The 22,731-nt window shown below is 62.7% G+C and carries 17 protein-coding genes and 4 tRNA genes; 4 read left to right on the plus strand and 17 right to left on the minus strand.

Going from position 1 to position 22,731, the window contains the following annotated elements; genetic code table 11:
* Positions 1-33 precede the first annotated feature (33 nt).
* Positions 34-2,070 carry an NADPH-dependent 2,4-dienoyl-CoA reductase gene (locus ACE4QZ_RS18710; RefSeq protein WP_103443913.1) on the minus strand — a complete coding sequence of 679 codons (2,037 nt, stop codon included), beginning with the start codon at positions 2,068-2,070 and terminating at the stop codon, positions 34-36.
* A 325-nt stretch (positions 2,071-2,395) separates the two neighbouring features.
* On the opposite strand from ACE4QZ_RS18710, the gene ACE4QZ_RS18715 reads away from it, so the two are divergent.
* The 4 genes from ACE4QZ_RS18715 (at position 2,396) to ACE4QZ_RS18730 (ending at position 7,650) form a co-directional block, all read left to right on the plus strand.
* Positions 2,396-3,628 (plus strand): TULIP family P47-like protein, encoded by a 1,233-nt coding sequence (locus tag ACE4QZ_RS18715; protein ID WP_021784074.1) that lies wholly within the window; start codon positions 2,396-2,398, stop codon positions 3,626-3,628.
* Positions 3,629-3,653: 25 nt separating this feature from the next.
* Positions 3,654-5,297 (plus strand): TULIP family P47-like protein, encoded by a 1,644-nt coding sequence (locus tag ACE4QZ_RS18720; RefSeq protein WP_021784075.1) that lies wholly within the window; start codon positions 3,654-3,656, stop codon positions 5,295-5,297.
* 189 nt (positions 5,298-5,486) lie between these two features.
* Positions 5,487-6,605: a nitrilase-related carbon-nitrogen hydrolase gene (locus ACE4QZ_RS18725; RefSeq protein ID WP_021784076.1), complete on the plus strand. Its 1,119-nt coding sequence runs from the start codon at positions 5,487-5,489 to the stop codon at positions 6,603-6,605.
* A gap of 4 nt (positions 6,606-6,609) precedes the next feature.
* A complete protein-coding gene (locus ACE4QZ_RS18730) occupies positions 6,610-7,650 on the plus strand; it encodes an AraC family transcriptional regulator (protein WP_028698028.1) in 1,041 nt (346 codons plus the stop codon).
* A gap of 290 nt (positions 7,651-7,940) precedes the next feature.
* On the opposite strand, the gene ACE4QZ_RS18735 is transcribed toward ACE4QZ_RS18730, so the two are convergent.
* The 16 genes from ACE4QZ_RS18735 to ACE4QZ_RS18810 form a co-directional block, all read right to left on the minus strand.
* On the minus strand, positions 7,941-8,747 hold the full coding sequence (locus ACE4QZ_RS18735; RefSeq protein WP_021784494.1) for a DUF2242 domain-containing protein: 807 nt from the start codon (positions 8,745-8,747) through the stop codon (positions 7,941-7,943).
* A gap of 200 nt (positions 8,748-8,947) precedes the next feature.
* Positions 8,948-9,024: transfer RNA gene (locus ACE4QZ_RS18740), tRNA-Asp, on the minus strand.
* Between the two features lie 142 nt (positions 9,025-9,166).
* Positions 9,167-9,243: transfer RNA gene (locus tag ACE4QZ_RS18745), tRNA-Asp, on the minus strand.
* A gap of 99 nt (positions 9,244-9,342) precedes the next feature.
* A tRNA-Asp gene (locus ACE4QZ_RS18750) sits at positions 9,343-9,419 on the minus strand.
* Positions 9,420-9,484: 65 nt separating this feature from the next.
* Positions 9,485-9,560 (minus strand) — tRNA-Val (locus ACE4QZ_RS18755).
* Between the two features lie 219 nt (positions 9,561-9,779).
* Positions 9,780-10,553: an SDR family oxidoreductase gene (locus ACE4QZ_RS18760; protein ID WP_410480116.1), complete on the minus strand. Its 774-nt coding sequence runs from the start codon at positions 10,551-10,553 to the stop codon at positions 9,780-9,782.
* On the minus strand, positions 10,550-11,761 hold the full coding sequence (locus tag ACE4QZ_RS18765) for an O-succinylhomoserine sulfhydrylase (RefSeq protein ID WP_021784493.1): 1,212 nt from the start codon (positions 11,759-11,761) through the stop codon (positions 10,550-10,552). The genes ACE4QZ_RS18760 and ACE4QZ_RS18765 overlap by 4 nt, the downstream gene beginning before the upstream one ends.
* Before the next feature lie 16 nt (positions 11,762-11,777).
* Entirely contained in the window at positions 11,778-13,283 is a 1,506-nt protein-coding gene (purF, locus tag ACE4QZ_RS18770) for an amidophosphoribosyltransferase (protein ID WP_004574897.1), read from the minus strand.
* Between the two features lie 42 nt (positions 13,284-13,325).
* Positions 13,326-13,883 carry a CvpA family protein gene (locus tag ACE4QZ_RS18775; RefSeq protein WP_021784492.1) on the minus strand — a complete coding sequence of 186 codons (558 nt, stop codon included), beginning with the start codon at positions 13,881-13,883 and terminating at the stop codon, positions 13,326-13,328.
* Between the two features lie 196 nt (positions 13,884-14,079).
* Positions 14,080-14,724 carry an SPOR domain-containing protein gene (locus ACE4QZ_RS18780; RefSeq protein ID WP_103443909.1) on the minus strand — a complete coding sequence of 215 codons (645 nt, stop codon included), beginning with the start codon at positions 14,722-14,724 and terminating at the stop codon, positions 14,080-14,082.
* On the minus strand, positions 14,708-16,015 hold the full coding sequence (gene folC, locus ACE4QZ_RS18785) for a bifunctional tetrahydrofolate synthase/dihydrofolate synthase (RefSeq protein WP_410480117.1): 1,308 nt from the start codon (positions 16,013-16,015) through the stop codon (positions 14,708-14,710). The genes ACE4QZ_RS18780 and folC overlap by 17 nt, the downstream gene beginning before the upstream one ends.
* Entirely contained in the window at positions 16,015-16,908 is an 894-nt protein-coding gene (accD, locus tag ACE4QZ_RS18790; protein ID WP_021784489.1) for an acetyl-CoA carboxylase, carboxyltransferase subunit beta, read from the minus strand. The genes folC and accD overlap by 1 nt, the downstream gene beginning before the upstream one ends.
* Positions 16,909-17,131: 223 nt before the next feature.
* On the minus strand, positions 17,132-17,752 hold the full coding sequence (locus ACE4QZ_RS18795; RefSeq protein WP_021784488.1) for a phosphoribosylanthranilate isomerase: 621 nt from the start codon (positions 17,750-17,752) through the stop codon (positions 17,132-17,134).
* Positions 17,753-17,813: 61 nt separating this feature from the next.
* A complete protein-coding gene (gene truA, locus ACE4QZ_RS18800) occupies positions 17,814-18,674 on the minus strand; it encodes a tRNA pseudouridine(38-40) synthase TruA (RefSeq protein ID WP_021784487.1) in 861 nt (286 codons plus the stop codon).
* Positions 18,675-18,868: 194 nt separating this feature from the next.
* Positions 18,869-21,589 (minus strand): FimV/HubP family polar landmark protein, encoded by a 2,721-nt coding sequence (locus tag ACE4QZ_RS18805; RefSeq protein WP_338443844.1) that lies wholly within the window; start codon positions 21,587-21,589, stop codon positions 18,869-18,871.
* Positions 21,590-21,660: 71 nt separating this feature from the next.
* Entirely contained in the window at positions 21,661-22,665 is a 1,005-nt protein-coding gene (locus tag ACE4QZ_RS18810) for an aspartate-semialdehyde dehydrogenase (protein WP_021784485.1), read from the minus strand.
* Positions 22,666-22,731: the final 66 nt, after the last annotated feature.

Here is a 22,731-nt window from a genome sequence, read left to right on the forward strand (position 1 = left end):
TGCAGGTGTCGGGTTCACGCAGTCCCAACGACCTCAGAGCTCAGCCGCCAACCGCGAGCCTTGGTTGATCGCTCGCTTGGCATCCAGCTCGGCCGCCACATCCGCGCCACCAATCAGGTGCACCGACTGCCCCGCCGCCTCCAGCCCTTCCTGCAGCTCGCGCAGCGGATCTTGCCCGGCACAGATCACCACATTGTCCACCGCCAGCACCTGCGCCTCGCCGCCGTCCACACGAATGTGCAGGCCGGCATCGTCGATAGCCAGATACTCGACGCTGTTGAGCATCTGCACCCCTTTGTTTTTCAACCCGGTGCGGTGAATCCAGCCGGTCGTCTTGCCGAGCCCGTCACCCACCTTGGATTTCTTGCGCTGCAGCAGGTACACCTGCCGTGCCGGGGCGTGCGGCTCGGCCTTGATCCCGGCCACACCACCTCGCGCCTGAAGCTGGGTGTCGATGCCCCACTCTTTCCAGAATGCCCCTCGGTCCTGACTGGTGGCCACGCCCTGATGCACCAGGTACTCGGACACATCGAAGCCGATACCTCCCGCGCCAATCACGGCCACCGACTTGCCCACCGGCTTGCGCTCGAGCAGCACGTCCAGGTAGCTGAGCACCTTGGCATGCTCCACGCCCGCAATCGCCGGGGTACGCGGGGCGATGCCGGTAGCCAGGATGATTTCATCAAAGCCGCCGCCCACCAGTGCCTGCACATCCACGCGGGTATTCAGGCGCAGGTCGACGCCCGTGCTTTTGACCTTGTTGCGGAAGTAACGCAGCGTTTCAAAGAATTCTTCCTTGCCCGGCACCCGCTTGGCGACGTTGAACTGGCCACCAATCTCACTGGCGGCGTCAAACAGGGTCACCGCGTGGCCCCGCTCGGCCGCCACGGTGGCCGCCGCCAGGCCAGCCGGGCCGGCGCCTACTACGGCAATGCGCTTCACCGCACGTACAGGCAGGTAGTTGAGTTCGGTCTCGTGGCAGGCACGCGGGTTGACCAGGCAACTGGTCAGTTTGCCGCCGAAGGTGTGGTCCAGGCAGGCCTGGTTGCAGCCGATGCAGGTGTTGATTTCATCCGCGCGACCGGCAGCGGCCTTGTTGACGAAGTCTGGGTCGGCGAGAAACGGTCGGGCCATCGAGACCATGTCCGCATCGCCCTCGGCCAGCACCGCCTCGGCCACTTCCGGGGTGTTGATGCGGTTGGTGGTGATCAGCGGAATGCTCACCACGCCCCGCAACTTGGCGGTGACTTTGCTGAAGGCCGCACGCGGCACTTTGGTGGCGATGGTCGGAATACGCGCCTCGTGCCAACCGATTCCGGTGTTGATCAAGGTAGCGCCGGCCTGCTCGATGGCCTTGGCCAGCAGCTCGATTTCGTCCCAGGTGCTGCCACCCTCGACCAGGTCGAGCATCGACAGGCGGAAGATGATGATGAAGTTCGGCCCTACCGCGCCACGCACCCGGCTGACGATTTCCACTGCCAGGCGCATGCGGTTTTCATAACTGCCGCCCCAGCGGTCGGTGCGGTGGTTGGTGTGGGCGGCCAGGAACTGGTTGATGAAGTAGCCTTCCGAACCCATGATCTCGACACCGTCGTAACCGGCACGCTGGGCCAGCACGGCACAATTGACGAAGTCGGCAATCTGCTTCTCGATACCCGCCTCGTCCAGCGCCTTGGGCTTGAACGGGTTGATCGGCGCCTGGATCGCGCTAGGAGCCACCTGTCGTGGGCTGTAGGCGTAGCGCCCGGCATGCAGGATCTGCAGGCAGATCTTGCCACCGGCAGCGTGCACCGCCTCGGTGACGATGCGGTGCTTGTCGGCCTCTTCCTCGGTGCTGAGCTTTGCCGCACCGGAATACACCCCGCCTTCATCATTGGGCGCAATGCCGCCAGTGACCATCAGGCCAACGCCACCGCGGGCGCGCTCGGCAAAGTATGCAGCCATGCGCTCGAAGCCGCCGGGGCGCTCTTCGAGGCCGGTGTGCATCGAGCCCATCAGGGTGCGGTTGCGCAAGGTGGTAAAGCCCAGGTCCAGCGGGGCAAGCAGGTGCGGGTAGCGGTCGGCGGCCATGGAAAGGTCCCCTGATGGCGTGATCACGGAATGCGGGCACCTCACTGGGTGGCGGGCCCCGTCGTTTGTCTGCCTGCGACATTAAACAGCCGTTTGAATTGCCTCAATGATCAAAAATGACAAGTTAATGATCATTATGAACAGCAAAGTCAGCACCTGTCGGGAAGGCTCCAGATCTTCAGCGCTATAAGGTTCGCCTGGCTTGATCGCCAAACAGTCTCCCCGCGCATTTGCCAGACAACGCGGCTCTGCCAGACTCTTCAAGCACGTTTGATCATCCACCCATGGAACGCGGCGCCTATCAGTGCGCCCGGAGGGTTCGCTCATGCTGACAAAAGGATGGGACACCATCAGCATCGTTCGCCAGGACAGCGTGAACAGTGACCTGGCAGCCAGCTGGAACAGCCTCGACCACGAATTTTCCTATACCTCGGATGAAGGCTACGCCTGCCACGGGGTGTTCGACTGCTGGTCGGTCGTCAACGGTGGCGGCGGTCGCTTGCTGCGCCTGCGCATGCCTATACGCTCAGGCTTTTTCGAGGCCAGTGGCACCAGCCGCTCGCTGGCCGGCGCGGTTGCCATCATCGAGGTCACCCTGTCGCTGTTGCCACAAGGCGACGGCCAGATGCAGTTGAAGTCGGCCTTCCTGCGCAAGGCCGGAGCCACTCAACCCCTGCAGGACAACGAAGGTGGCTGGCTACGCGGCATCACCCTGCAAGACCCCGACGGCTCGCTAGGCCCTTTCGCCACCGTGGTGCTGGACTGTATCTGCAACTACCTGGTCGAGCATCCCCTACAGTTCACCCACACCTTCGCGACCATCAACTTCAGCAAAGCCACCGCCCCGGAATGGGCCAGACCACGCAAATGCACCTATGCCTACCTCGATTCGGGCTTCCTGGCGATCATGGCCGTATGTACCGAGCGCGACATCAGTGAGCTGCCACTGGATATCGATGTGTCAGGCATCAGCCAGGGTGGGCAGTCGAGCTACGTGCTGTCTCCACGCCTGGTACTGGAGCACCTGGTACTGCCCGGGCTGCTTCAGCTTTACCAGGGCGCCACGGCGCAGGACTATCGTGTCGACAATACGCAAATGGTCAACATACCGACCTTGCGTATGAAGGCCATCAAATCAGGGGCGATCTGGTACACCCCCGTTGTCTTCGCCGGCTGCAACCCTGCACGAATGCTCGGTGACTTCATCACCGTCGACTATCAGGGCGACTGCGACCTGCACGCAGGCATCGACATGAAGTGGAACGGCTGGCTGAGGATGAAGCTGGTGCTCGATGGCAACACCATCACCTTCGTCAAGCAGTCGTCCGACTTCAGAAAGGAAGTGCATATTCCCTGGTACCTGGCCTGGCTCTCGCCCATCGTCAGCCTGATCACCCACATCGTCACTGCTGTGATCTCCGATGACCTGATCAGCGCCATCGCCGCGCGTGGCGGCTCGGTCAAGGCCGACACCATCGATTGCGTGTCCTGGAGCAACGACACGCATACCGCTTCGTCGAGCTACCTCGCCGAGGCCCTTGTCATCAACTACGTGTGACCCCACCAACACAAGGAGCCGTATCATGAGCAATGAAAGCAAGGTCATGCTGGCCGGGTTTGCCCAGCCCATCTCGCTACGCCTCGATCACCTCAATGAAACCGCGCGCCAGACCCTGCGCGAATCGCCGCTGTACCGCAACGCGGCGCTTGTACACAGTTCCGAAGACACCTTGCGCGCCGCGCAGCTACTGACCAATGCCGGAACGCTGGCCAGTACGGTCACGACCAATGGCTGGGATACCGTGAGCATCTGCCGGGTCTCTGCGCTCAACCAGCGCATCGCCCTGGAAAAAACCTACCCCGCCAACATCGACGCAGGGGTCGACAGCTTCTCGCTCAAGGCAGACTTCGACGCCTGGTCGATTACCACCGGCGGCGACGGACGCAACGTCAAGGTACGCATCCCCTTCGGCTCAGGGACATACAAAGGCCTCAACGGCAAAACCTACCAGGTCCAGGGGATGTCTGCGGATGTCTACGTCAAGCTCAGCTACTTCCCGGCGCCCAATCCAATATCGGCTTCAGACGGCACGTATGAACTGCAAGTCAACACCCAGGCAACGGACCCGGATGACCCGATCGCTGCGGTGATTGCCCTGAGGGACCCGAACAACGTCTTGAGCGGCATTGACCAGAGCGTGATGCGCGGCGTACTCGAAGACTGGCTGAACCAGCCCGAGAACCTGAAGAAGTTCGACACCCTGTTCAGTACCGTACTGATCAACAACATGGGCAAGGAAAGCGAGGAATTCAAATGGCTGCGGGCCACCTCCATGAGCTATGCCTATACCGACAAGAACAGTGAGGAAAGCAGCATCTTCGGGGTGCTGGCCATGACCAACGAGCGTGACTCCACGGGGTTGCCGAACCAGTTGCCTGCCGTGATGCTGGCTGCGGACAACAATGCCAACTTCCTCATCAGCCGGGAGATCTTCGTCAAGTACCAGTTGCTGGCGGCATTGCCGTTCATCTTCGAGGGTACCACCGAGGCCAACTTCACCCTGGATGCGGCGGGCACATCCATCACTGCCAACGACCTGAAGCTCGACAGCGTCAAGTTTGGGGCCATCACCTATCATCCCGTGGCCGAAAAGTTCGATATCAACTTCGACGAGTCCTATATCCGTACCGAATGCAAGGTACGCACCGACATCTCACCTGGTATCGTGGCCTATACCCGCATCGTCACCAAGCAGACGCTACAACTGGGCGTCAACGACAAGGGCGAACAGGTGATGGTATATGCCATGGTCGGAGACCCGGATGTCCAAAACACGACAGACATCGCCACCTGGGTGGTCGTCACCGAAGCCATCCTAGGCGCGATTGCCGCCGTGGCCACTGCGGTGGCTGGTGGTGTGGGCGGCAAGGTGATGGCGTTGATCGTCGGCATCATCGCAGCGTTGGTGGTGGCCATTGTCAGCATCGTCATCCACGTGATCATCGAGCGCGTGGTGGCGGGTGGGGTAACCAACAACATTCCGTCCATAGCGCCCATGGTCAAAGTGGCGGCGAACCAGGTCAAATGGCCCTTCAGTGAACCGGATGCCTTTGTCCTGACCGACATCACCTACTCCGGTGCGCTGATATTCGGCGGCTCGCTCAAGTTGCTCGAGAAGTTCTGCATCCAGGACAAACGCCTCGCCCTCGCGACGCTGGCCGCCTGACCTTGCCTACACAACCCCGGGCCTCAATGCCCGGGGTTCGTTGCACGCCCATCGCCATTCCTTTGGTATGATCAAAAGTCGATTGTGCATGGTTCAATGCAGTGCGCTACTCAAACCGATCAAAAGGCGCGAGATTGCGGCTTCATCGCTCCGCATGGCCACTCCACTTTTAGCGAATACCCACGCTTGATGCGAAAACTCCTGGCAAGCGCCCTGGCGCTGGTGATGATCGCCGCCGTCTGCGGCTACGGTTTCTGGACCCAACAGCGCCCGGAAGGCCACTACCTGTCCGACCTGCGCATCGAACTGGCGCTTAACCATGGCGTACCGGGCGAGCACGGCAACTTGCTCGGTGTCGAACCACTGCTGTTCCCAGGCGACTATCAGAACTTGCAACGCTTGCACCGCAAGCTCGCCGCTTATCTGGAGCAAGCCCGTGCCCAGGGGCTGGTGGGGCCGCGCACCGTGGTGGTGCTGCCGGAGCATATCGGTACCTGGCTGTGGGCGCGCGGTGAGAAGAACGAGCTGTACCAGGTCAGCCACAGCCGCGAGGCCCTGCAATGGCTGGAACTGAGCAACCCGCTTCGCTACGGCCTCGCGGTTCTTGGCGCTGAGGGCGACGACTGGCGTGCCGATGCGCACTTGCGCATGAAGGCCGAGCAAATGGCCACAGACTACCAGCAACTGTTTGGCGGCCTGGCAAAGGAATTTGGCGTCACCCTGGTGGCCGGTTCGATCGTGCTGCCCGAACCCTATGTGAAACAGGGCGTGCTGCATGCCGGCCGTGGCCCACTGTTCAACAGCAGTGTGGTGTTTGCCGGCGATGGCTCGCTGCTGGGCGAGCCGCAGCGTCAACAATATCCCGACAGTGAAATGCGCCGCTACATCCACGACGGCCGCCAGCACCCGCTGCAGGTCGTGCAGACCCCGGCCGGGCGCCTGGGGGTGCTGGTGGGCAGTGACAGCTGGTACCCGGACAACCACCAGCAACTGACTGAACAAGCCGTACAACTGGTCGCCAACCCGGCGTTTCTCAGTGGCAAGGGCAGCTGGCAAGCACCCTGGCGAGGAAATCGCCACCAGGATGCCAGCGCCGGGTTGGCACTGCAGCGCGGCGAAGTCAGTGAACAGGCGGCCTGGCAACGCCTGACCGAAGTGGCTGGAGCCGGCATCAGCAGCATGAGCGTGTTCATGCGCGGGCAGTTCTGGGAACAGGGCAGCGATGGCCAGGGCTTTGCTCACCAGTCGGGAGCGTTGCTCGCCGCCCCACCCAGCCCGGGTGCTCGCCTGCTGAATGTGTGGCTGTAAGCCCATGGCCCGCCCCCGCGTGCGCCTGGGCGAGCTGTCGGTTGGTTTTGTCCAGCCTTTGAGCGAAGCCCTGCGCGAACTGGGCCACGACCCTGAACCTTTGCTGCGCCGCTACGGCCTGGATGCGACACGGCTGAGCGAGGCCGGCGCACGCCTGTCCATCCCCCGCTACATGCACCTGGGCCACGCCGCTATCGAAATGAGCGGTGAGGCCGCTTTAGGTCTGCGCATAGGGCGCCTGAGCCGGTTGGCACATACAGGTCTGGCCGGGGTCACTGCGGCCCAGGCCCCCACTCTCGGCGAGGCCGCGCGCACCCTGCTGCGTTTCGAGCCGCTTTACGCGGCCAACTACCGTGGCCATTCCAGCTTTCAGGAAGATGACCAGGGCGCCTGGCTGCGTTTCTACTCCATCAGCCCATATAACGACTACAACCGCTTTGTGGTCGACTCACTGCTGGCCGGGTGGCTGGCCCAATTGGCCGACCTTGCCGGCACCCCGGTGCAGGCCGAACGCCTGGACATCGAGTTTGCCGCGCCCTCCTATGCCGCGCGCTATCAACCACTCTGCAGCACACCTGTGCAGTTCGCCGCGGACGGCAATCAGCTGCGCCTGAGCCGCGCCACCTTGCAACTGGCCAACCCCGGGCATTGCCCGAGTACCTGGCAGCACCTGTTGCAGCTGTGCGAAGCAGAGTTGCTGCAGCGCACGCGGGTGCGCAGCCTGGGTGAGCGCATTACTCACCTGCTGGGCCCGCTGCTCAATGGCGGCCGTGAACCGGACCTGGAGGAAGTGGCGCTGCACTTGCAGCTGCCAAGCTGGACCTTGCGCCGCAAGCTCGCCGAGGAAGGCACGCGCTTTCGCGACCTGCTCAACGAAACCCGGCGCGACCTGGCCGAGACCTACATCCGTGACACGGCGCTGGCCTTTGGCGAGATTGCCTATCTGTTGGGGTTTGCTTCGGCCGAGGCCTTCCAGCGCGCATTCAAGCGCTGGACGGGCCTCACGCCGGGGGAGTTCCGCCGCAGCCAGCGGCAGCCGGGCTAGAGTTCGGTGGCGTCGTCGGCCGGTTCCGGGGTGTCCAGTTCGTAAGCCTGGGTTTCGAGTAGTTCTTCCTGGTATTCATCCATTGCCCTGCGTCCTCTTTGCTCATTATGCCTTTGTAGGTATCGCCTTCAGCCTAAGCAGGTGGGATGAAGGGATGATGACAAGCTTATGAGAGGTAAACGTAGCAGGTGTTCAGGAGGTTATCGCGGGGCGTCTGTAACAGGGGATGTTTACAGCCTGAACCGGCCCTTTCGCGGGCTGCCGGCAAAAGGGCCGGTTCAGGCGACCAATCAAAGGGAGGGGGCTGCGACCTCCGCCGACTGGGCATCCTGCTGCACCTGAATCGGCGCAGCCTCCACCGGTGGAGCCACCGGTTGTGAACCCTGGCTGTCATCCACCACCGGAGCCACCACTGCCTCAGTGGTCGGGGCAACGGCCGCTGGCGCAGTCTCAGCCACAGGCGCAGGAGCCGGCGCCACCGGGTTCGCCGCAGCCTGCTCCGGCAGCCCCAGGTCCACCGCCGGCTTTTCCACCTTGGGCGCCTCGACCTTGGCCTTTTCGACCTTCTTCGGCTTGGGCAGGTAACTCTCGACCAAGGCAAAATAGCGGTCATAGAACTGCGCCGCGGTCACCGTCTCGCTAGCTACCTTGACCATCGAGTCGTCACTGGAGCCGATCGGCATCGACACCGAACCCAGCACTCCCACGCCCAGGCTGGCGGAGGTGTTGGACTTTTTCAGCGCATAGCGGTCCTGCAGGGCGTTGGCGAACATGGTCGAGTGCTGGTCGTCGCTCACGTCCGGTGCACAGGTGACATTGAAGCTGATCTGCAGGTGGTTCTCGCTGTTTTGCTGAAAGCTCTTGTTACCCACCACCTGGTTGGCGCCGCTGCTGGTGATGATATACCCCTGGCTGAGCAAAGCACGCCGGGCGGCCTCGCAAGAGCCGGCATCGCTCACCGGAAAGCTGCGCGAGAAGGTGCCCGAGTCATCGAAGTTCTCGTGCTCATAGACGGCCGCTTTTTTCGAGGAACAACCGGTCACGCCCGCCAGCACCAGGGCCAGCCCGAGCGCACCAAAGACGGAAGATCTGGTCATTGCGAATTCCGGGTATGTGAGGGAAGTGCCTATTGTGCAACACAGCAGGCAGGCACAGGAACCACTGGTCGGTGAAGAATCTGTAAGCTTGGTGTAGAACCGGGTAAAGGCCGGCATTTGCCAGGTGCACCAACGAAAAAAGCGACCCGAAGGTCGCTTTAACGTTGCTTCAAGGCGTTCATGGGGCCTTGAAGCGAAGATGGCGCAGCGGACGGGACTCGAACCCGCGACCCCCGGCGTGACAGGCCGGTATTCTAACCGACTGAACTACCGCTGCGTATCATTCAGGCTTTCGCCCGATTGAAAACTGGGTCTACCCTTTCCGACACAATGGCCTCAGGGCAGGCACAAAAAAAGCGATAACGTGATCGCTTCTCTTGTGTTTGCTTCAAGGCGTTCTAGGGACCTTGAAACGAAGATGGCGCAGCGGACGGGACTCGAACCCGCGACCCCCGGCGTGACAGGCCGGTATTCTAACCGACTGAACTACCGCTGCGTATCGTTCAGGCTTGCGCCCGATTGAAACTGGGATCAGCCCAAGGTGTTTGCCTTGTGGCCTCAGACCGGTGCAAGGCACCCATCTGTTACTGAAAAATGGCGCAGCGGACGGGACTCGAACCCGCGACCCCCGGCGTGACAGGCCGGTATTCTAACCGACTGAACTACCGCTGCGCAGTGCGTTCCTCTCTGGCTATCGGCTTCTTGCGAATCCGATACTCCAGGAACATCTCAGGAAGTGGTGGGTGATGACGGGATCGAACCGCCGACCCTCTGCTTGTAAGGCAGATGCTCTCCCGGCTGAGCTAATCACCCTCGCGATGTTGCTTGTTGCGTTTGCTTCGCTGAGGCCGCGAAATTTACGCAGGTGACGAAGCTAAGTCAATAGCCCCATTGAATTTTTTTCAAAAAGGCAACGTGAGGTTATTGCCTGTGCCGGCCTCTTCGCGGGTAAACCCGCTCCTACAGTCGGACATTAACCGTTGTAGAAGCGGGTTTACCCGCAAAAAGGCCGGCGCAGTTTAAACAAGGTACTCAGCTATAGATCATCTTGCGGGTCATGCCGCCATCGACCACAAACTCCTGGCCGGTGACAAATGCCGCCTGGCGTGACAGCAACCAGGCAACCATGGCCGCTACATCTTCCACGGTCCCCACCCTGCCCGTTGGGTGCTGGGCATGGTCAGCTTCACTCAACGGCTCGGCACGGCGCTGCGACGGATCACGGGCATCGATCCAGCCCGGGCTCACCGCATTGACACGAATCTCCGGGCCCAGGCTCATGGCCAGGGCATGGGTCAAGGCCACCAGGCCGCCCTTGCTTGCCGCATAAGCCTCGGTGTCCGGTTCGGACTGCCGAGCACGGGTAGAGGTCAGGTTGACGATCGCCCCATTGTGCGCACGCAGGTACGGCGCACAATGCTTGGCCAGCAGCATGGGGCCGCTGAGGTTGACCGCCAGCACCCGATTCCACTGGGCCAGGCTCAGGCTTTCCAGCGTCTGGTTGTGCGGGTTGGCAATGGCCGCATTGCACACCAGCGCGTCCAGCCGGCCGAACTGCCCGAGCACTTCGGACACTCCGGCACTGACCTGGGCCTCGTCGGCAACGTCCATGGTGATGAACCAGGCGTTGTCGCTCAACGCCTTGGCAGCCTTGGTACCACGCTGGCGGTCCAGATCACTCAGCACCACTTGCCAGCCTTCGCAGATCAGCCATGCGGCAATGCCCAGACCGATGCCGCGGGCGGCACCTGTGACCAAGGCTACCCGGCCATTGTGGCCCGGGGTGCTGCCGCTGATTTCGATCACAATGCTGCCAGCCCGCGCGCCAGGTCAGCCTGCAGGTCGGCCACGTCTTCCAGGCCCACGGCAACGCGGATCAGGCTGTCGCGGATACCCGCCGCTTCACGCTCCTGCGGCGACAGACGACCGTGTGAGGTGGTCGCCGGATGAGCGATGGTGGTTTTGCTGTCACCCAGATTGGTCGTGATGGAAATCACTCGGGTAGCGTCGATGAAACGCCACGCGCCCTCTTTGCCACCCTTGACCTCAAAGCTGACCACTGCACCAAAACCGCTCATCTGGCGCTTGGCCAGTTCGTGCTGCGGGTGGCTGGGCAGGCCGGCGTAATGCACCTTCTCCACGCCGTCCTGCTGCTCCAGCCATTCGGCCAGGGCCTGAGCGCTTTCGCAGTGTGCACGCATACGCAGGCGCAGCGTTTCCAAGCCCTTGGTGAAGATCCAGGCGTTGAACGGGCTGAGGGTTGGACCTGCGGTACGCAGGAAACCGACCACTTCCTTCATTTGCTCGGTACGGCCGGCAACCACACCGCCCATGCAGCGGCCCTGGCCGTCGATGAACTTGGTGGCCGAGTGGAACACAATGTCGGCACCCAGCTTCAGCGGCTGCTGCAACGCCGGGGTACTGAAACAGTTGTCCACCACCAGCATGGCACCATGTGCATGGGCGATTTCGCTGAGCGCAGTGATATCGACCAACTCGGCCAGCGGATTGGAGGGCGATTCGACGATCAGCAGTTTGGTGTTGGCCTTGATGGCCTTTTCCCAGCCGGTGAGGTCGACCAGTGGCACGTAGTCCACTTGTACGCCAAAGCGTTTGAAGTACTTCTCGAACAGGCTGATGGTGGAGCCGAATACGCTCTGCGACACCAGCACATGGTCACCGGCGCTGCACAGCGACATGACCACGGCCAGGAGCGCCGCCATGCCGGTGGACGTACCCACGGCCTGCTCGGCCCCTTCCATGGCCGCCAGGCGCTCCTCGAAGGCACGCACCGACGGGTTGGTGTAGCGCGAGTAGACGTTGCCCGGTGTTTCACCGGCAAAACGCGCAGCAGCATCGGCTGCCGTGCGGAACACATAGCTGGAGGTCAGGAACAGCGCTTCGCTGTGCTCGCCTTCCGGGGTACGGTTCTGACCAGCGCGCACCGCCAGGGTGTCGAAACCGACACCCTCGAGGTCACTGTCCAGTCGCCCGGCATCCCATTGATCCGTCATGCCGTCGCTCCCAAAATCAGTTGTTGTAAAGGTCGATGATCGCGCTGACGGCCTGGTTCTTGACCTTGGCCAAGTCGTTACGGGCCTGCTCGATGCGGTCGAGGTAGGCTTCGTCGATATCGCCAGTGACGTACTCACCGTTGAACACCGCGCAATCGAACTGCTCGATCTTGATCTTGCCGCCGCCGACCGAGTCGATCAGGTCTGGCAGGTCCTGATAGACCAGCCAATCGGCGCCGATCAACTCACCCACCTGTTCGGTGGTGCGGTTGTGGGCGATCAGTTCGTGAACACTCGGCATGTCGATGCCGTAGACGTTGGGGTAGCGTACTGCAGGAGCCGCGGAGCAGAAGTAGACATTCTTGGCGCCGGCTTCGCGGGCCATCTGGATGATCTGCTTGCAGGTGGTGCCGCGCACGATCGAGTCGTCCACCAGCATCACATTCTTACCGCGGAACTCCAGCTCGATAGCGTTGAGCTTCTGACGCACCGACTTCTTGCGCGCAGCCTGGCCGGGCATGATGAAGGTACGGCCGATGTAACGGTTCTTGACGAAACCTTCGCGGAACTTGACGCCCAGCCGGTTGGCCAGTTCCAGCGCGGCGGTACGGCTGGTATCCGGGATCGGGATGACCACGTCGATATCATGATCGGGGCGCTCGCGCATGATCTTGTCGGCCAGCTTTTCACCCATGCGCAGACGCGCCTTGTACACCGAGACCCCATCGATGATCGAGTCCGGGCGAGCCAGGTAGACGTGCTCGAAGATGCACGGCTGCAACTTTGGCGCTTCGGCGCACTGCTTGGTGAACAACTGGCCTTCTTCGGTGATGTACACCGCTTCGCCCGGTGCCAGGTCGCGGATCAGGGTGAAGCCGAGCACGTCCAGGGCAACGCTTTCCGAGGCGATCATGTATTCCACGCCTTCGTCGGTGTGACGCTGGCCGAACACCACCGGGCGAATGCCATGGGGGTCGCGGAAACCGACGATGCCGTAGCCGGTGATCATGGCCACCACGGCGTAACCGCCAACGCAGCGGCTGTGCACATGGGAGACCGCAGCGAACACGTCTTCTTCGGTCGGCTGCAGCTTGCCGCGCACCGCCAGCTCATGGGCGAACACGTTCAGCAGCACTTCCGAGTCGGAGTTGGTGTTGACGTGACGCAGGTCGGACTCGTAGATCTCCTTGGCCAACTGCTCGACGTTGGTCAGGTTGCCGTTGTGAGCCAGGGTGATGCCGTAAGGCGAGTTGACGTAGAACGGCTGGGCCTCGGCCGAGGTCGAGCTGCCCGCAGTCGGGTAGCGCACGTGGCCAATGCCGATGTTGCCTACCAGGCGCTGCATGTGGCGCTGCTGGAACACGTCGCGCACCAGGCCATTATCCTTGCGCAGGAACAACCGGCCGTCATGGCTGGTCACGATACCGGCAGCGTCCTGGCCGCGGTGCTGGAGGACCGTAAGCGCGTCATACAGCGCCTGATTGACGTTCGACTTACCGACGATACCGACGATGCCACACATGCGACGCAACCCCTACTTTGATGAAACTTGAGTGAATAGTGCTCAGGGCTTGGACGGCCCGAGCAACTGTTCCTTGAACGGAAGATCAGCCGGAGTGCTGATCAGGCCACTGGGCGTCCATTGGTCGGTGAAACCCAGAATCAGGTTTTTCGACCAGTCGGCGACCAAGAGAAACTGTGGTATCAGGCGTGATTCCTGCCACCAGGTATCTTGTTGAACCGGCCCCAGGCTGATCAGGCCTATGGCCACCACTACCAGCAAGGCCCCGCGCGCTGCGCCGAAGGCCATGCCCAGGAAACGATCGGTGCCGGACAGCCCGGTCACGCGGATCAGCTCACCGACAAGGAAGTTGACCATGGCCCCCACCAGCAAGGTGGCGACGAAAAGAATGGCGCAGCCAGCGATGACGCGCATCGATGGCGTCTGGATATAGCTCTCAAGATACACCGAGAGCGAACCGCCGAACATCCAGGCAACCGCACCGGCAATGATCCAGATGAGCAAGGACAAGGCCTCCTTGACGAAGCCGCGCTTGAGACTGATCAATGTGGAGACGGCGATGATCGCGATGATCGCCCAATCAACCAAGGTAAATGCCACGGTGCTGCCTGCAGACGTTTGAGGCGGCGCATTTTACCAGAGCGGCGGGCCGGGAGTAAGCGGAATGTCAGCTGGATTGGTGCTGGGCGATTCGCAGCCAAGACCGCTCCCACAGGTTCTGTGTGCGCCTTGCAGCGACGCGGTACCTGTAAGAGCGGGCCCACTCGCAAATGGGCGGCATCGCCGCCCCGGGGAATCAGCTGCGCTCGGGCTGGAAGCGCACCACAAAGCCCTTGAGGCTGTTCTGACGGTTGACCGCGTCGCGCACGCGCTCGGCCTCGGCGCGCTCGATCAACGGCCCCACGTACACACGGTTCATGCCACCCGCTGTACGGATATAGGCGTTATAACCTTGGCTACGCAAGGTTTGCTGCAGCTTTTCGGCACCGGCGCGGTTGGACAGACTGGCCAGCTGGATCGACCAACTGACTGGCAGGCCATTGACGTCGATCTTCGATGGTGCGGCAGGCGCTGGTGTTGCAGCAGCTTTGGCCTCTACCTTGGGCGCGGGCGCCTGCGGCTTGGGCGGCTGAACCTGCGCCTGGGTCTGCGGCGACGGGGTAATTGGCTGGCTCGGTGTACTGGCCGGGGCAGTCGACTCGTCGATCACCACGGGCGCCTGCTGCGGCGCCTCCGGAATAACCTGCGGCTCCGGTACGGCAACCGGCTCCACCTTCACTTCCGGCAGGCTGGGCATGGCCGGTGCCTGCGGGGCTTCGACGTGCACCTGGCGCATCTCGTCCTCGCGGGTAAACAGCATCGGCAGGAAGATAACCGCCAGCGCCACCAGCACCAGCGCACCCACCATGCGCTGTTTCATCCCTTTATCCAGCACAGCCATCTATTCCACCCTCCTGGGCGTGCCGCTCCAGCCATTCCAGCGCCTGGGCGACACAGAAAAACGAACCGAACAGCAGGATCTGATCATCCGCCGTCGCCTGCGCACATTGCCCTTCAAGGGCTGCGTCGACGCTGGCATAAGACTTCACCGCGGCACCGAGGTTCGCCAAGTACGTGACCAGCTCTGCGGCCGGGCGACTGCGCGGGGTATCCAGCGGCGCCACCGCCCAGTCGTCGATGAGGCCCTGCAGCGGCGCGATAACGCCCTCCAGATCCTTGTCGGCGAGCAGGCCAAATACCGCGAGGCGACGCCCCTTCAGCGGCCGGGCCGCCAGGCGCCTGGCCAGGTACTGCGCCGCATGCGGGTTATGCCCGACATCCAGCAGCAACGCTACCGGCTTGCCGTGCCAGTTCAAATTACGGAGGTCGAGACGCCCAGTGATACGGGTATCCAGCAGCGCCTGGCGAACCTGCGCCGGATCCCACGGCAGCCCCATCAGCAGGTAAGCCTGCAGGGCCAGCGTGGCGTTTTCCATGGGCAGGTCAAGCAAAGGCAGGTCATGCAGCTCTACCTGCGCGCCATCAGCCGCAGTACCGCGCCAGCTCCAGCAGCCATCGGTGCTGGCCAGGTCGAATTCCCGACCGCGCAGGAACAGTGGCGCAGCCAGTTCGGCGGCCTTGTCCAGCAACGGCTTGGGCGGATCCAGGTCGCCGCACAAGGCCGGCTTGCCCGGGCGGAAGATGCCAGCCTTCTCGAAGGCCACCAGCTCGCGGGTATCCCCCAGGTAATCAACATGGTCGACACCGATGCTGGTCACCAGGGCGAAGTCGGCATCCACTACGTTCACGGTATCCAGGCGGCCACCAAGGCCCACCTCGAGCACCACGGCATCCAGCTGCGACTGGTAGAACAACCAGAACGCGGCCAACGTACCCATCTCGAAGTAGGTCAGGGAAATATCGCCCCGTGCCGCCTCGACGGCGGCGAAGGCTTCGCACAGGCGCTCATCGCTGGCCTCCTGGCCATCGATCATCACCCGCTCGTTGTAACGCAACAGGTGCGGCGAACTGTATACACCGACCTTGAGCCCCTGGGCACGCAGCAACGAAGCCACGAAGGCACAGGTCGAACCCTTGCCGTTGGTGCCGGTTACCGTCACCACGCGCGGCGCCAGCTTGCCCAGCGACAAGCGGGCAAGCACCTTCTGCGACCGCTCCAGGCCCATGTCGATGGCCGAGGGGTGCAATTGCTCGAGGTAGGCGAGCCATTCGCCCAGGGATCGTTGTTTCATCACGCGACGGCAGCCGCCTCACGCGCTTCTTCCGGGGTTTGCTGACCGGTCATCTGCGCCAGCAGGCGGGCCAGACGCGGGCGCAATTCGCCACGGGAGATGATCAGGTCGATGGCGCCGTGCTCCAGCAGGAACTCGCTGCGCTGGAAGCCTTCAGGCAGCTTCTCGCGTACGGTCTGCTCGATCACGCGTGGGCCGGCGAAGCCGATCAGGGCCTTTGGCTCACCGACGATGACGTCACCTAGCATCGCCAAGCTGGCGGAAACACCACCATACACCGGGTCGGTCAGGACCGAGATGAACGGGATGCCTTCTTCACGCAGGCGCGCCAGCACGGCCGAGGTCTTGGCCATCTGCATCAGCGAGATCAGCGCTTCCTGCATGCGCGCACCGCCCGAAGCGGAGAAGCAAACCATTGGGCAGCGGTTTTCCAGGGCATAGTTGGCCGCGCGTACGAAGCGCTCGCCGACGATGGCACCCATGGAGCCGCCCATGAACGAGAACTCGAAGGCGCTAACCACGATCGGCATGCCCATCAGGGTGCCGCTCATGGAGATCAGCGCGTCCTTTTCGCCGGTCTGCTTCTGCGCAGCGGTCAGGCGGTCCTTGTACTTCTTGCCATCACGGAACTTCAGGCGGTCGACCGGCTCCAGGTCAGCGCCCAGTTCAGCCCGGCCTTCAGCGTCAAGGAAAATGTCGATGCGCGCACGTGCGCCGATACGCATGTGGTGATTGCACTTGGTGCAGACATCCAGGGACTTTTCCAGCTCCGGACGATACAGCACGGCCTCGCAGGACGGGCACTTGTGCCACAGGCCCTCGGGCACCGAGCTCTTCTTCACCTCGGAACGCATGATCGAAGGGATCAGTTTGTCGACTAACCAGTTGCTCATGCTTTCTTTCTCCAGTATTGGCAGGCGGGGGGACAGCATCACCGTCCCTGCCCTGCCCTTGAGCTCAAAATCTTTTATGAAACGATGGTGGACCGGCCGCCGGGGCTTCCAGCGCGCCACTCCACCGCTAATGTATTTTCTTGCCGCCATTGGTACTGGCGGCGGCCCAGCAGGGCTGCGAAAGCTATGGACGATGGCGCGCAGCCAGCCGTCACATCTGCCATCAAGCCTGTTTCACCGCCTTCATGAAGGCCTCGATCTTCGCCGCATCCTTGATGCCCTTGGCCTGCTCGACGCCACCGCTGACATCCACCGCGTAAGGCTTTACCTGTGCAATGGCCTGGCCAACGTTATCGGCCGACAGCCCACCCGCGAGGATGATCGGCTTGCCAAGACGCGCCGGCACCAATGACCAGTCGAACGCCTCACCGGTTCCCCCGGGTACGCCCGGCACATAGGTGTCCAGCAAAATGCCGCGGGCACCCGCGTAAAGCCGGCAGGCGGCCTCAAGGTCGTCGCCGGGGCGCACACGCAGGGCCTTGATCCAGGGGCGGTGGTAACCTTCACAGTCCTGCGGGGTTTCATCGCCGTGAAACTGTAGCAGGTCCAGCGGAACCACTTCGAGGATCTCGTTCAGCTCGCAGCGCGAGGCATTGACGAACAACCCGACCGTGGTCACGAATGGCGGCAACTCGGCGATGATCGCCCGCGCCTGGCGCACGTCCACTGCCCGCGGGCTCTTGGCATAGAAGACGAAGCCGATGGCATCGGCACCCGCTTCGGCAGCGGCCAGTGCGTCTTCGATGCGGGTAATCCCGCAGATCTTGCTGCGAACATTGCTCATGGAACACGAACCCTGATTGTTGCGGCGAAAGGGCGGATGTTAGCAAATGGCTTTTCGCCCGTCAGTCTGCCAACGCCTCGTAACCACTCAAAAAGTGTGGGCCGATGTAACGCTTGGGCAACGCAAACGCTTCGGGGTACTCCACCTGCACCAGGTAAAGCCCGTATGGGTGGGCCGTTACCCCACCTTCGCGGCGGTTGCGCCCTTCCAGCACTTCGCGGGCCCAGGAAACCGGACGCTCGCCGGCGCCGATGGCCATCAGCACACCGGCAATGTTACGCACCATGTGGTGCAGGAAGGCGGTGGCACGCACGTCCAGCACGATCATCTGACCATGGCGGGTAACACGCAGGTGATAGATGTGCTTGATGGGTGATTTGGCCTGACACTGGCTGGCGCGGAAGGCGCTGAAGTCATGGGTACCGAGCAGGAACTGCGCGGCCTCGGCCATGCGATCGACGTCCAGCGGGCGGTGGTTCCAGGTCACTTCCTCGGCCAGGTGCGCCGGGCGAATCGGGTCGTTGTAGATCACGTAGCGGTAGCGCCGGGCGCAGGCCTTGAAGCGGGCATGAAAGTCGGCCGGCATTGGCCGCGACCAGACCACGCTGATGTCGTGCGGCAGGTTGAAGTTGGTGCCCATGGTCCAGGCGCGCTCGTCACGCACGGCACGGGTATCGAAGTGCACGACCTGCCCGCAGCCGTGAACGCCGGCGTCGGTACGCCCGGCGCAAATCACCGAAATCGGCTCGTTGGCGACCTTGGACAGCGCTTGCTCCAGGGCTTGCTGGACACTCGGCACGCCGCTGGCCTGGCGCTGCCAGCCGCGGTAGCGCGCACCTTTGTATTCCACGCCCAGGGCGATGCGGGAGTAGCCTTCGGCCGCGGATTCGGCGGTAGCGGTGTCGATGATGTCCAAGAGCATGAAACCTGTGGGGTGTACGGAATGGCGGGGATTATAACGACAACGGCAGCCTTGTAGGGCTGCCGGTGGATGCGCACTGCATTTGCGGGCCTCGTGGCGGGCGCGCCCGCCCCCACAGCTCACTCACAAGGTCGAAAATTCGTGGGGCCCCTGTAGGAGCGGGCAAGCCCGCGAAGAGGCCTGCCCTGCTTGCATCAAACCAGCCGGGAGAGCATGTCCTCGGCTTCCTGGCGCTGGCTGTCGTCGCCATCCTTGACCACTTCATCAAGGATGTCGCGCGCGCCCTGGCTATCGCCCATGTCAATGTAGGCACGGGCCAGGTCGAGCTTGGTGGCGACTTCGTCACTGCCGGAGAAGAAGTCGAAGTCCAGGTCGTCCAATGGCTCGGGCTCTGGCTGCGCAACCGCGTCTTCGCTGGTGAAGTGCGGCTCCAACGAAGGCGTTTCGAGGCTCTGCGACAGCTTGTCGAGCTCGGCGTTGACGTCGTCAAGCTCCGAGGCGAAGCTCTTGGCTGCCGGCGAATCGTCGTCCAGCGACAGGGACAAGTCGAAGTCCGACGGCAGGTCAAACTCGGAGACCGGGTCAAACTCAGGCTCGCTGTCGAAGGCAGCCAGTTCGGCGGCGACATCGACCGGACCTTGCTCCACCGTATCCGGAGTGGCTGGAGCCACAGGCTCACTGATGTCGAGGTCGAAATCAGACAGGTCCACGGCAGGCTGAGGCTCGGCTTGCGCCAGCATGGCTTCGAAATCAGCGTCGGCGTCGGCTTGCAGCTCGGCATCCACGGCAAACGGTGGTTCTTCTGGCTGAGCTTCTTCCTGTACGGGCTCATCCAGCACAGGTTCAGCGATTACCAGCTCGTCGGGTACGCCCCCCTGCGCCACCGGCTCATCCAGCACGGATGCGGCCAGCGGGTCTTCATCGGCCAGCTCGTCATCCAGGCTCAGGTCGAAGGCGCTGTCCAGATCCTGCCCATCCAGGCCGGATACATCGAGCGCTGGCACTTCATCGAAGGCATCCAGCTCTGCGTCAGGCTCTGCTTGCCCGACAGCCTCTGGCTCAGCCTCCACTTGCGGTTCGAACCCAGATACCTCGTCAGGCACCACATCAGCAACCACCGGCGCCTCGGGCTCATCGTGCAACAACTCTTGCACGTATTGCTCATCCATTTCGGCAGCCAGCGCCGCCGCGCCCAGGCCAAGCATGGCTGGATAACGCTCTTTCAGCCCGGCGACTTCGGCAACGTTCTGCTCGCTGGCCGGCAACTGGCGCTCCTGTTCGGCAAACGCGCTCTGGTCACCCTGACGGGCGTACACGTCCATCAGTTTAAGACGCAGGTCGTCACGCTCCGGTGCGGCGGCCACGGCGGGCTCCAGCAGGTCGGCGGCACGATTCAGGCGGCCTTCGGACAGGCATTGGTCGACTTGTGCCAGCAGTGCGGCGTGCGGGTCTGCTTGCGGTTCAGGCTCGGGCTCTGCCTCGGCAGCCGGTTCCGCCACTTTTTCCGCAGCGACGGCAGCAGCAGCCGAAGCGGCGACCACAGCCGGCGACAGGGTTACGCCAGGCTCCGTGGCTTCGACGCCGTCGAAGCTCTCGGTATCGCTGTCGAAACCTGTGCCCTGCTCTTCTTCCAGCGCCCGCGCCATGCGCAGGTGCTTCTCAGCTTCTTGCTGGGCTTTGCGCTTGCGCGCCAGCAGCCACAGCAGCAGTGCCAGCACCAGGATGCTGGAACCGGCAATTATCCCCAAAAGCCACGGGTTGCCCAGGACCGCGTCGAGCGCACCTTTCGGCTGGCTGGCGGGTACAGGCTGAGCGGCCGGCACAGGCTTGGATGCGGCATCGGCAGCAGCAGGCGCCGGCTGGACCGCTGGCTGGTCCGGGGTAGCGGCAGCCGCTGTCGACGCGGCTGCGCCCTGGCCTTCCAGACGTGCCAGCTGGCTGTTCTTCAACTCGATCAGGCGCTGCAGCTTGTCCAGCTGGCTCTGCAGGTCCGCCATGCGGCTTTTCAGTTCTTCGTTGTCGCGACGGCTGGTGTCCAGGCTTTCCTGGGCCATGGCCAGTTTGTCACTCAATGCCTTGGCCTGGCCGGCATCGGCCTGATTGCCCGGGCTGACCAGGCGCAGGTTGTCGCCCTGGGCGATACGCGACGGTGCAGCCTCGGCGGCGCCACGACGGGTGGCATCCAGCTGGCGGGCACGCGGGCCCAGGCGACGGCCTTCACGCCAGGCGGCATACTGCTCGGCCACCTCGCGGTTCGCCTCGCCCTGGGCGATACTCTGGATCTGCTGCTGATCGGGCAGGCGCAGTACCTGGCCAACCTTCAACTGGTTGATGTTGTTGCCGATGAAGGCGTCCGGGTTCAAAGCCTGGATAGCGATCATGGTTTGCTGGATCGAACCACCCTGGGTATTACGCGCGGCAATCTGCCACAAGGTGTCGCGACGCTGGGTGGTGTAGCTGCTGGCACCGGTCATGGCCGGTGTGACATTGCCCGCTGCAGGTTTCTCGCCCTGTGCCTTGGCCTGGTCGAGCAGCACGCTATAGTCACGCAGCAAGCGACCCTGCGGCCACATCACCTGCACCAGGAACTTGACCACCGGCCCTGGCAGCGGCTGACTTGACGTCACGCGCAGCACACTTTTGCCGTTTGGGTTGATCACCGGAGTGAAGGTCAGGTCTTCGAGGTAGGTCGGAAACGCCACCCCGGCCTTGCTGAACTCTTCCGGTGGCGCCAGGCTCGGCGCCACTTCGGTGGCTTTGAGGTCGCGCACGTCGAGCAATTCGATCTCGGCGTCCAGCGGCTGATTCTGTGCCGACTTCAGGGTCAGCTCCCCCAGGCCCAGCGCATTCGCCATGCCAGACGACAGCGCGGATGCTGCAGCCATGGCCAGAACCAGTTTGCGAATTCGAAGCATGACCTCTTCCCTTGTATGAATCGTCCCGAAACCTGCATGCGGAGCAGGACAAAAGTGCTCACCAGTATCTTTTACGGCATGTGTTTAATCAACAATTGCGCCACTTGCACGGCATTGAGCGCGGCGCCTTTGCGCACGTTGTCGGTGGTCAGCCAAAGGTTGAGTTGCTGGTCTTCATCAACACCGTGACGTACACGTCCAACATAGACCACGTCTTGGCCTACTGCGTCACCTACCGGGGTCGGATAATCATCGTTTTCCACCCGTTCCACGCTGTCAGCCGCGTCCAGAGCCTGGTTGACCGCTTCCAGATCGACCGGACGACGGCTCTGCACGGCCACACTGAAGCTATCGCCGAAAAACACCGGGACTTGAACACAGCTCACGGAAATCTTCAGATCAGGCAAGCCCAGCAGCACGCGCAGTTCACTGACCAGGCGGCGCTCCAGCGCGGTATGGCCCTGCTCATCGGCCGCACCGACCTGGGCCAGCAGGTTGAATGCCACCTGGCGGTCGAAGAAGCGCGGCTCCAGCGGGCGGGCATTGAGCAGTTCGGCGGTTTGCCGGGCCAGCTCGCTGACCGCTTCACGGCCTTGCGCAGATACCGCCAGCGCGGCCATCACCTGTACCCGCTCGATGTCGAGCAGGCCCTTGAGCGGCGCCAGCGCGACGGCCAGGGCTACTGCGGCCGAGCATGGGCTGACAATGCGCGCTGGCAACGACAGGCTGGCCAGGCGTTCGGCGTTGGCTTCCGGCACCAGGGCCAAGGCATCATCCAGGCCACCGGACAGATCGATCACCGTGCAGCCCGCCTGCAGCGCCTTGCCGGCAAAGCTGCGGCTGACGGCGGCCCCGGTGGCGAAGAAGGCCAGCTTGACCTGGGCGAAGTCGAAGCTGTCGACTTCGCGCACCTTCAGTTTCTTGCCAGCGAACATCACGCTGCTGCCCGCCGATTCCATGCTGGCCAGCAGATGCAAGGTAGCAACCGGGAATGCCAGCTCTTCGAGGATCTGTACCAAGGCTTCACCGACGCTGCCGGTGGCGCCGACGACGGCGATATCCAAAGGGTGTGTCATGGAAGGGATCCTTTTGCTGAAAACGGCGGGGGCGGCACTTTACTCGGATTGTAGGGTTTTGTCTGT

The organism is Pseudomonas sp. DCA-1, assembly GCF_046523955.1.
In the GTDB taxonomy this organism is placed as follows: Bacteria; Pseudomonadota; Gammaproteobacteria; order Pseudomonadales; family Pseudomonadaceae; genus Aquipseudomonas; species Aquipseudomonas putida_Y.

What these genes read in the sequence shown, in the direction of transcription:
- ACE4QZ_RS18710 (WP_103443913.1), bottom strand. Translation starts at nt 2,070, where the DNA reads ATGGCCGCCGACCGCTACCCGCACCTGCTTGCCCCGCTGGACCTGGGC.
- ACE4QZ_RS18715 (WP_021784074.1), top strand. Translation starts at nt 2,396, where the DNA reads ATGCTGACAAAAGGATGGGACACCATCAGCATCGTTCGCCAGGACAGC.
- ACE4QZ_RS18720 (WP_021784075.1), top strand. Translation starts at nt 3,654, where the DNA reads ATGAGCAATGAAAGCAAGGTCATGCTGGCCGGGTTTGCCCAGCCCATC.
- ACE4QZ_RS18725 (WP_021784076.1), top strand. Translation starts at nt 5,487, where the DNA reads ATGCGAAAACTCCTGGCAAGCGCCCTGGCGCTGGTGATGATCGCCGCC.
- ACE4QZ_RS18730 (WP_028698028.1), top strand. Translation starts at nt 6,610, where the DNA reads ATGGCCCGCCCCCGCGTGCGCCTGGGCGAGCTGTCGGTTGGTTTTGTC.
- ACE4QZ_RS18735 (WP_021784494.1), bottom strand. Translation starts at nt 8,747, where the DNA reads ATGACCAGATCTTCCGTCTTTGGTGCGCTCGGGCTGGCCCTGGTGCTG.
- ACE4QZ_RS18765 (WP_021784493.1), bottom strand. Translation starts at nt 11,761, where the DNA reads ATGACGGATCAATGGGATGCCGGGCGACTGGACAGTGACCTCGAGGGT.
- purF (WP_004574897.1), bottom strand. Translation starts at nt 13,283, where the DNA reads ATGTGTGGCATCGTCGGTATCGTCGGTAAGTCGAACGTCAATCAGGCG.
- ACE4QZ_RS18780 (WP_103443909.1), bottom strand. Translation starts at nt 14,724, where the DNA reads ATGGCTGTGCTGGATAAAGGGATGAAACAGCGCATGGTGGGTGCGCTG.
- folC (WP_410480117.1), bottom strand. Translation starts at nt 16,015, where the DNA reads ATGAAACAACGATCCCTGGGCGAATGGCTCGCCTACCTCGAGCAATTG.
- accD (WP_021784489.1), bottom strand. Translation starts at nt 16,908, where the DNA reads ATGAGCAACTGGTTAGTCGACAAACTGATCCCTTCGATCATGCGTTCC.
- ACE4QZ_RS18795 (WP_021784488.1), bottom strand. Translation starts at nt 17,752, where the DNA reads ATGAGCAATGTTCGCAGCAAGATCTGCGGGATTACCCGCATCGAAGAC.
- truA (WP_021784487.1), bottom strand. Translation starts at nt 18,674, where the DNA reads ATGCTCTTGGACATCATCGACACCGCTACCGCCGAATCCGCGGCCGAA.
- ACE4QZ_RS18805 (WP_338443844.1), bottom strand. Translation starts at nt 21,589, where the DNA reads ATGCTTCGAATTCGCAAACTGGTTCTGGCCATGGCTGCAGCATCCGCG.
- ACE4QZ_RS18810 (WP_021784485.1), bottom strand. Translation starts at nt 22,665, where the DNA reads ATGACACACCCTTTGGATATCGCCGTCGTCGGCGCCACCGGCAGCGTC.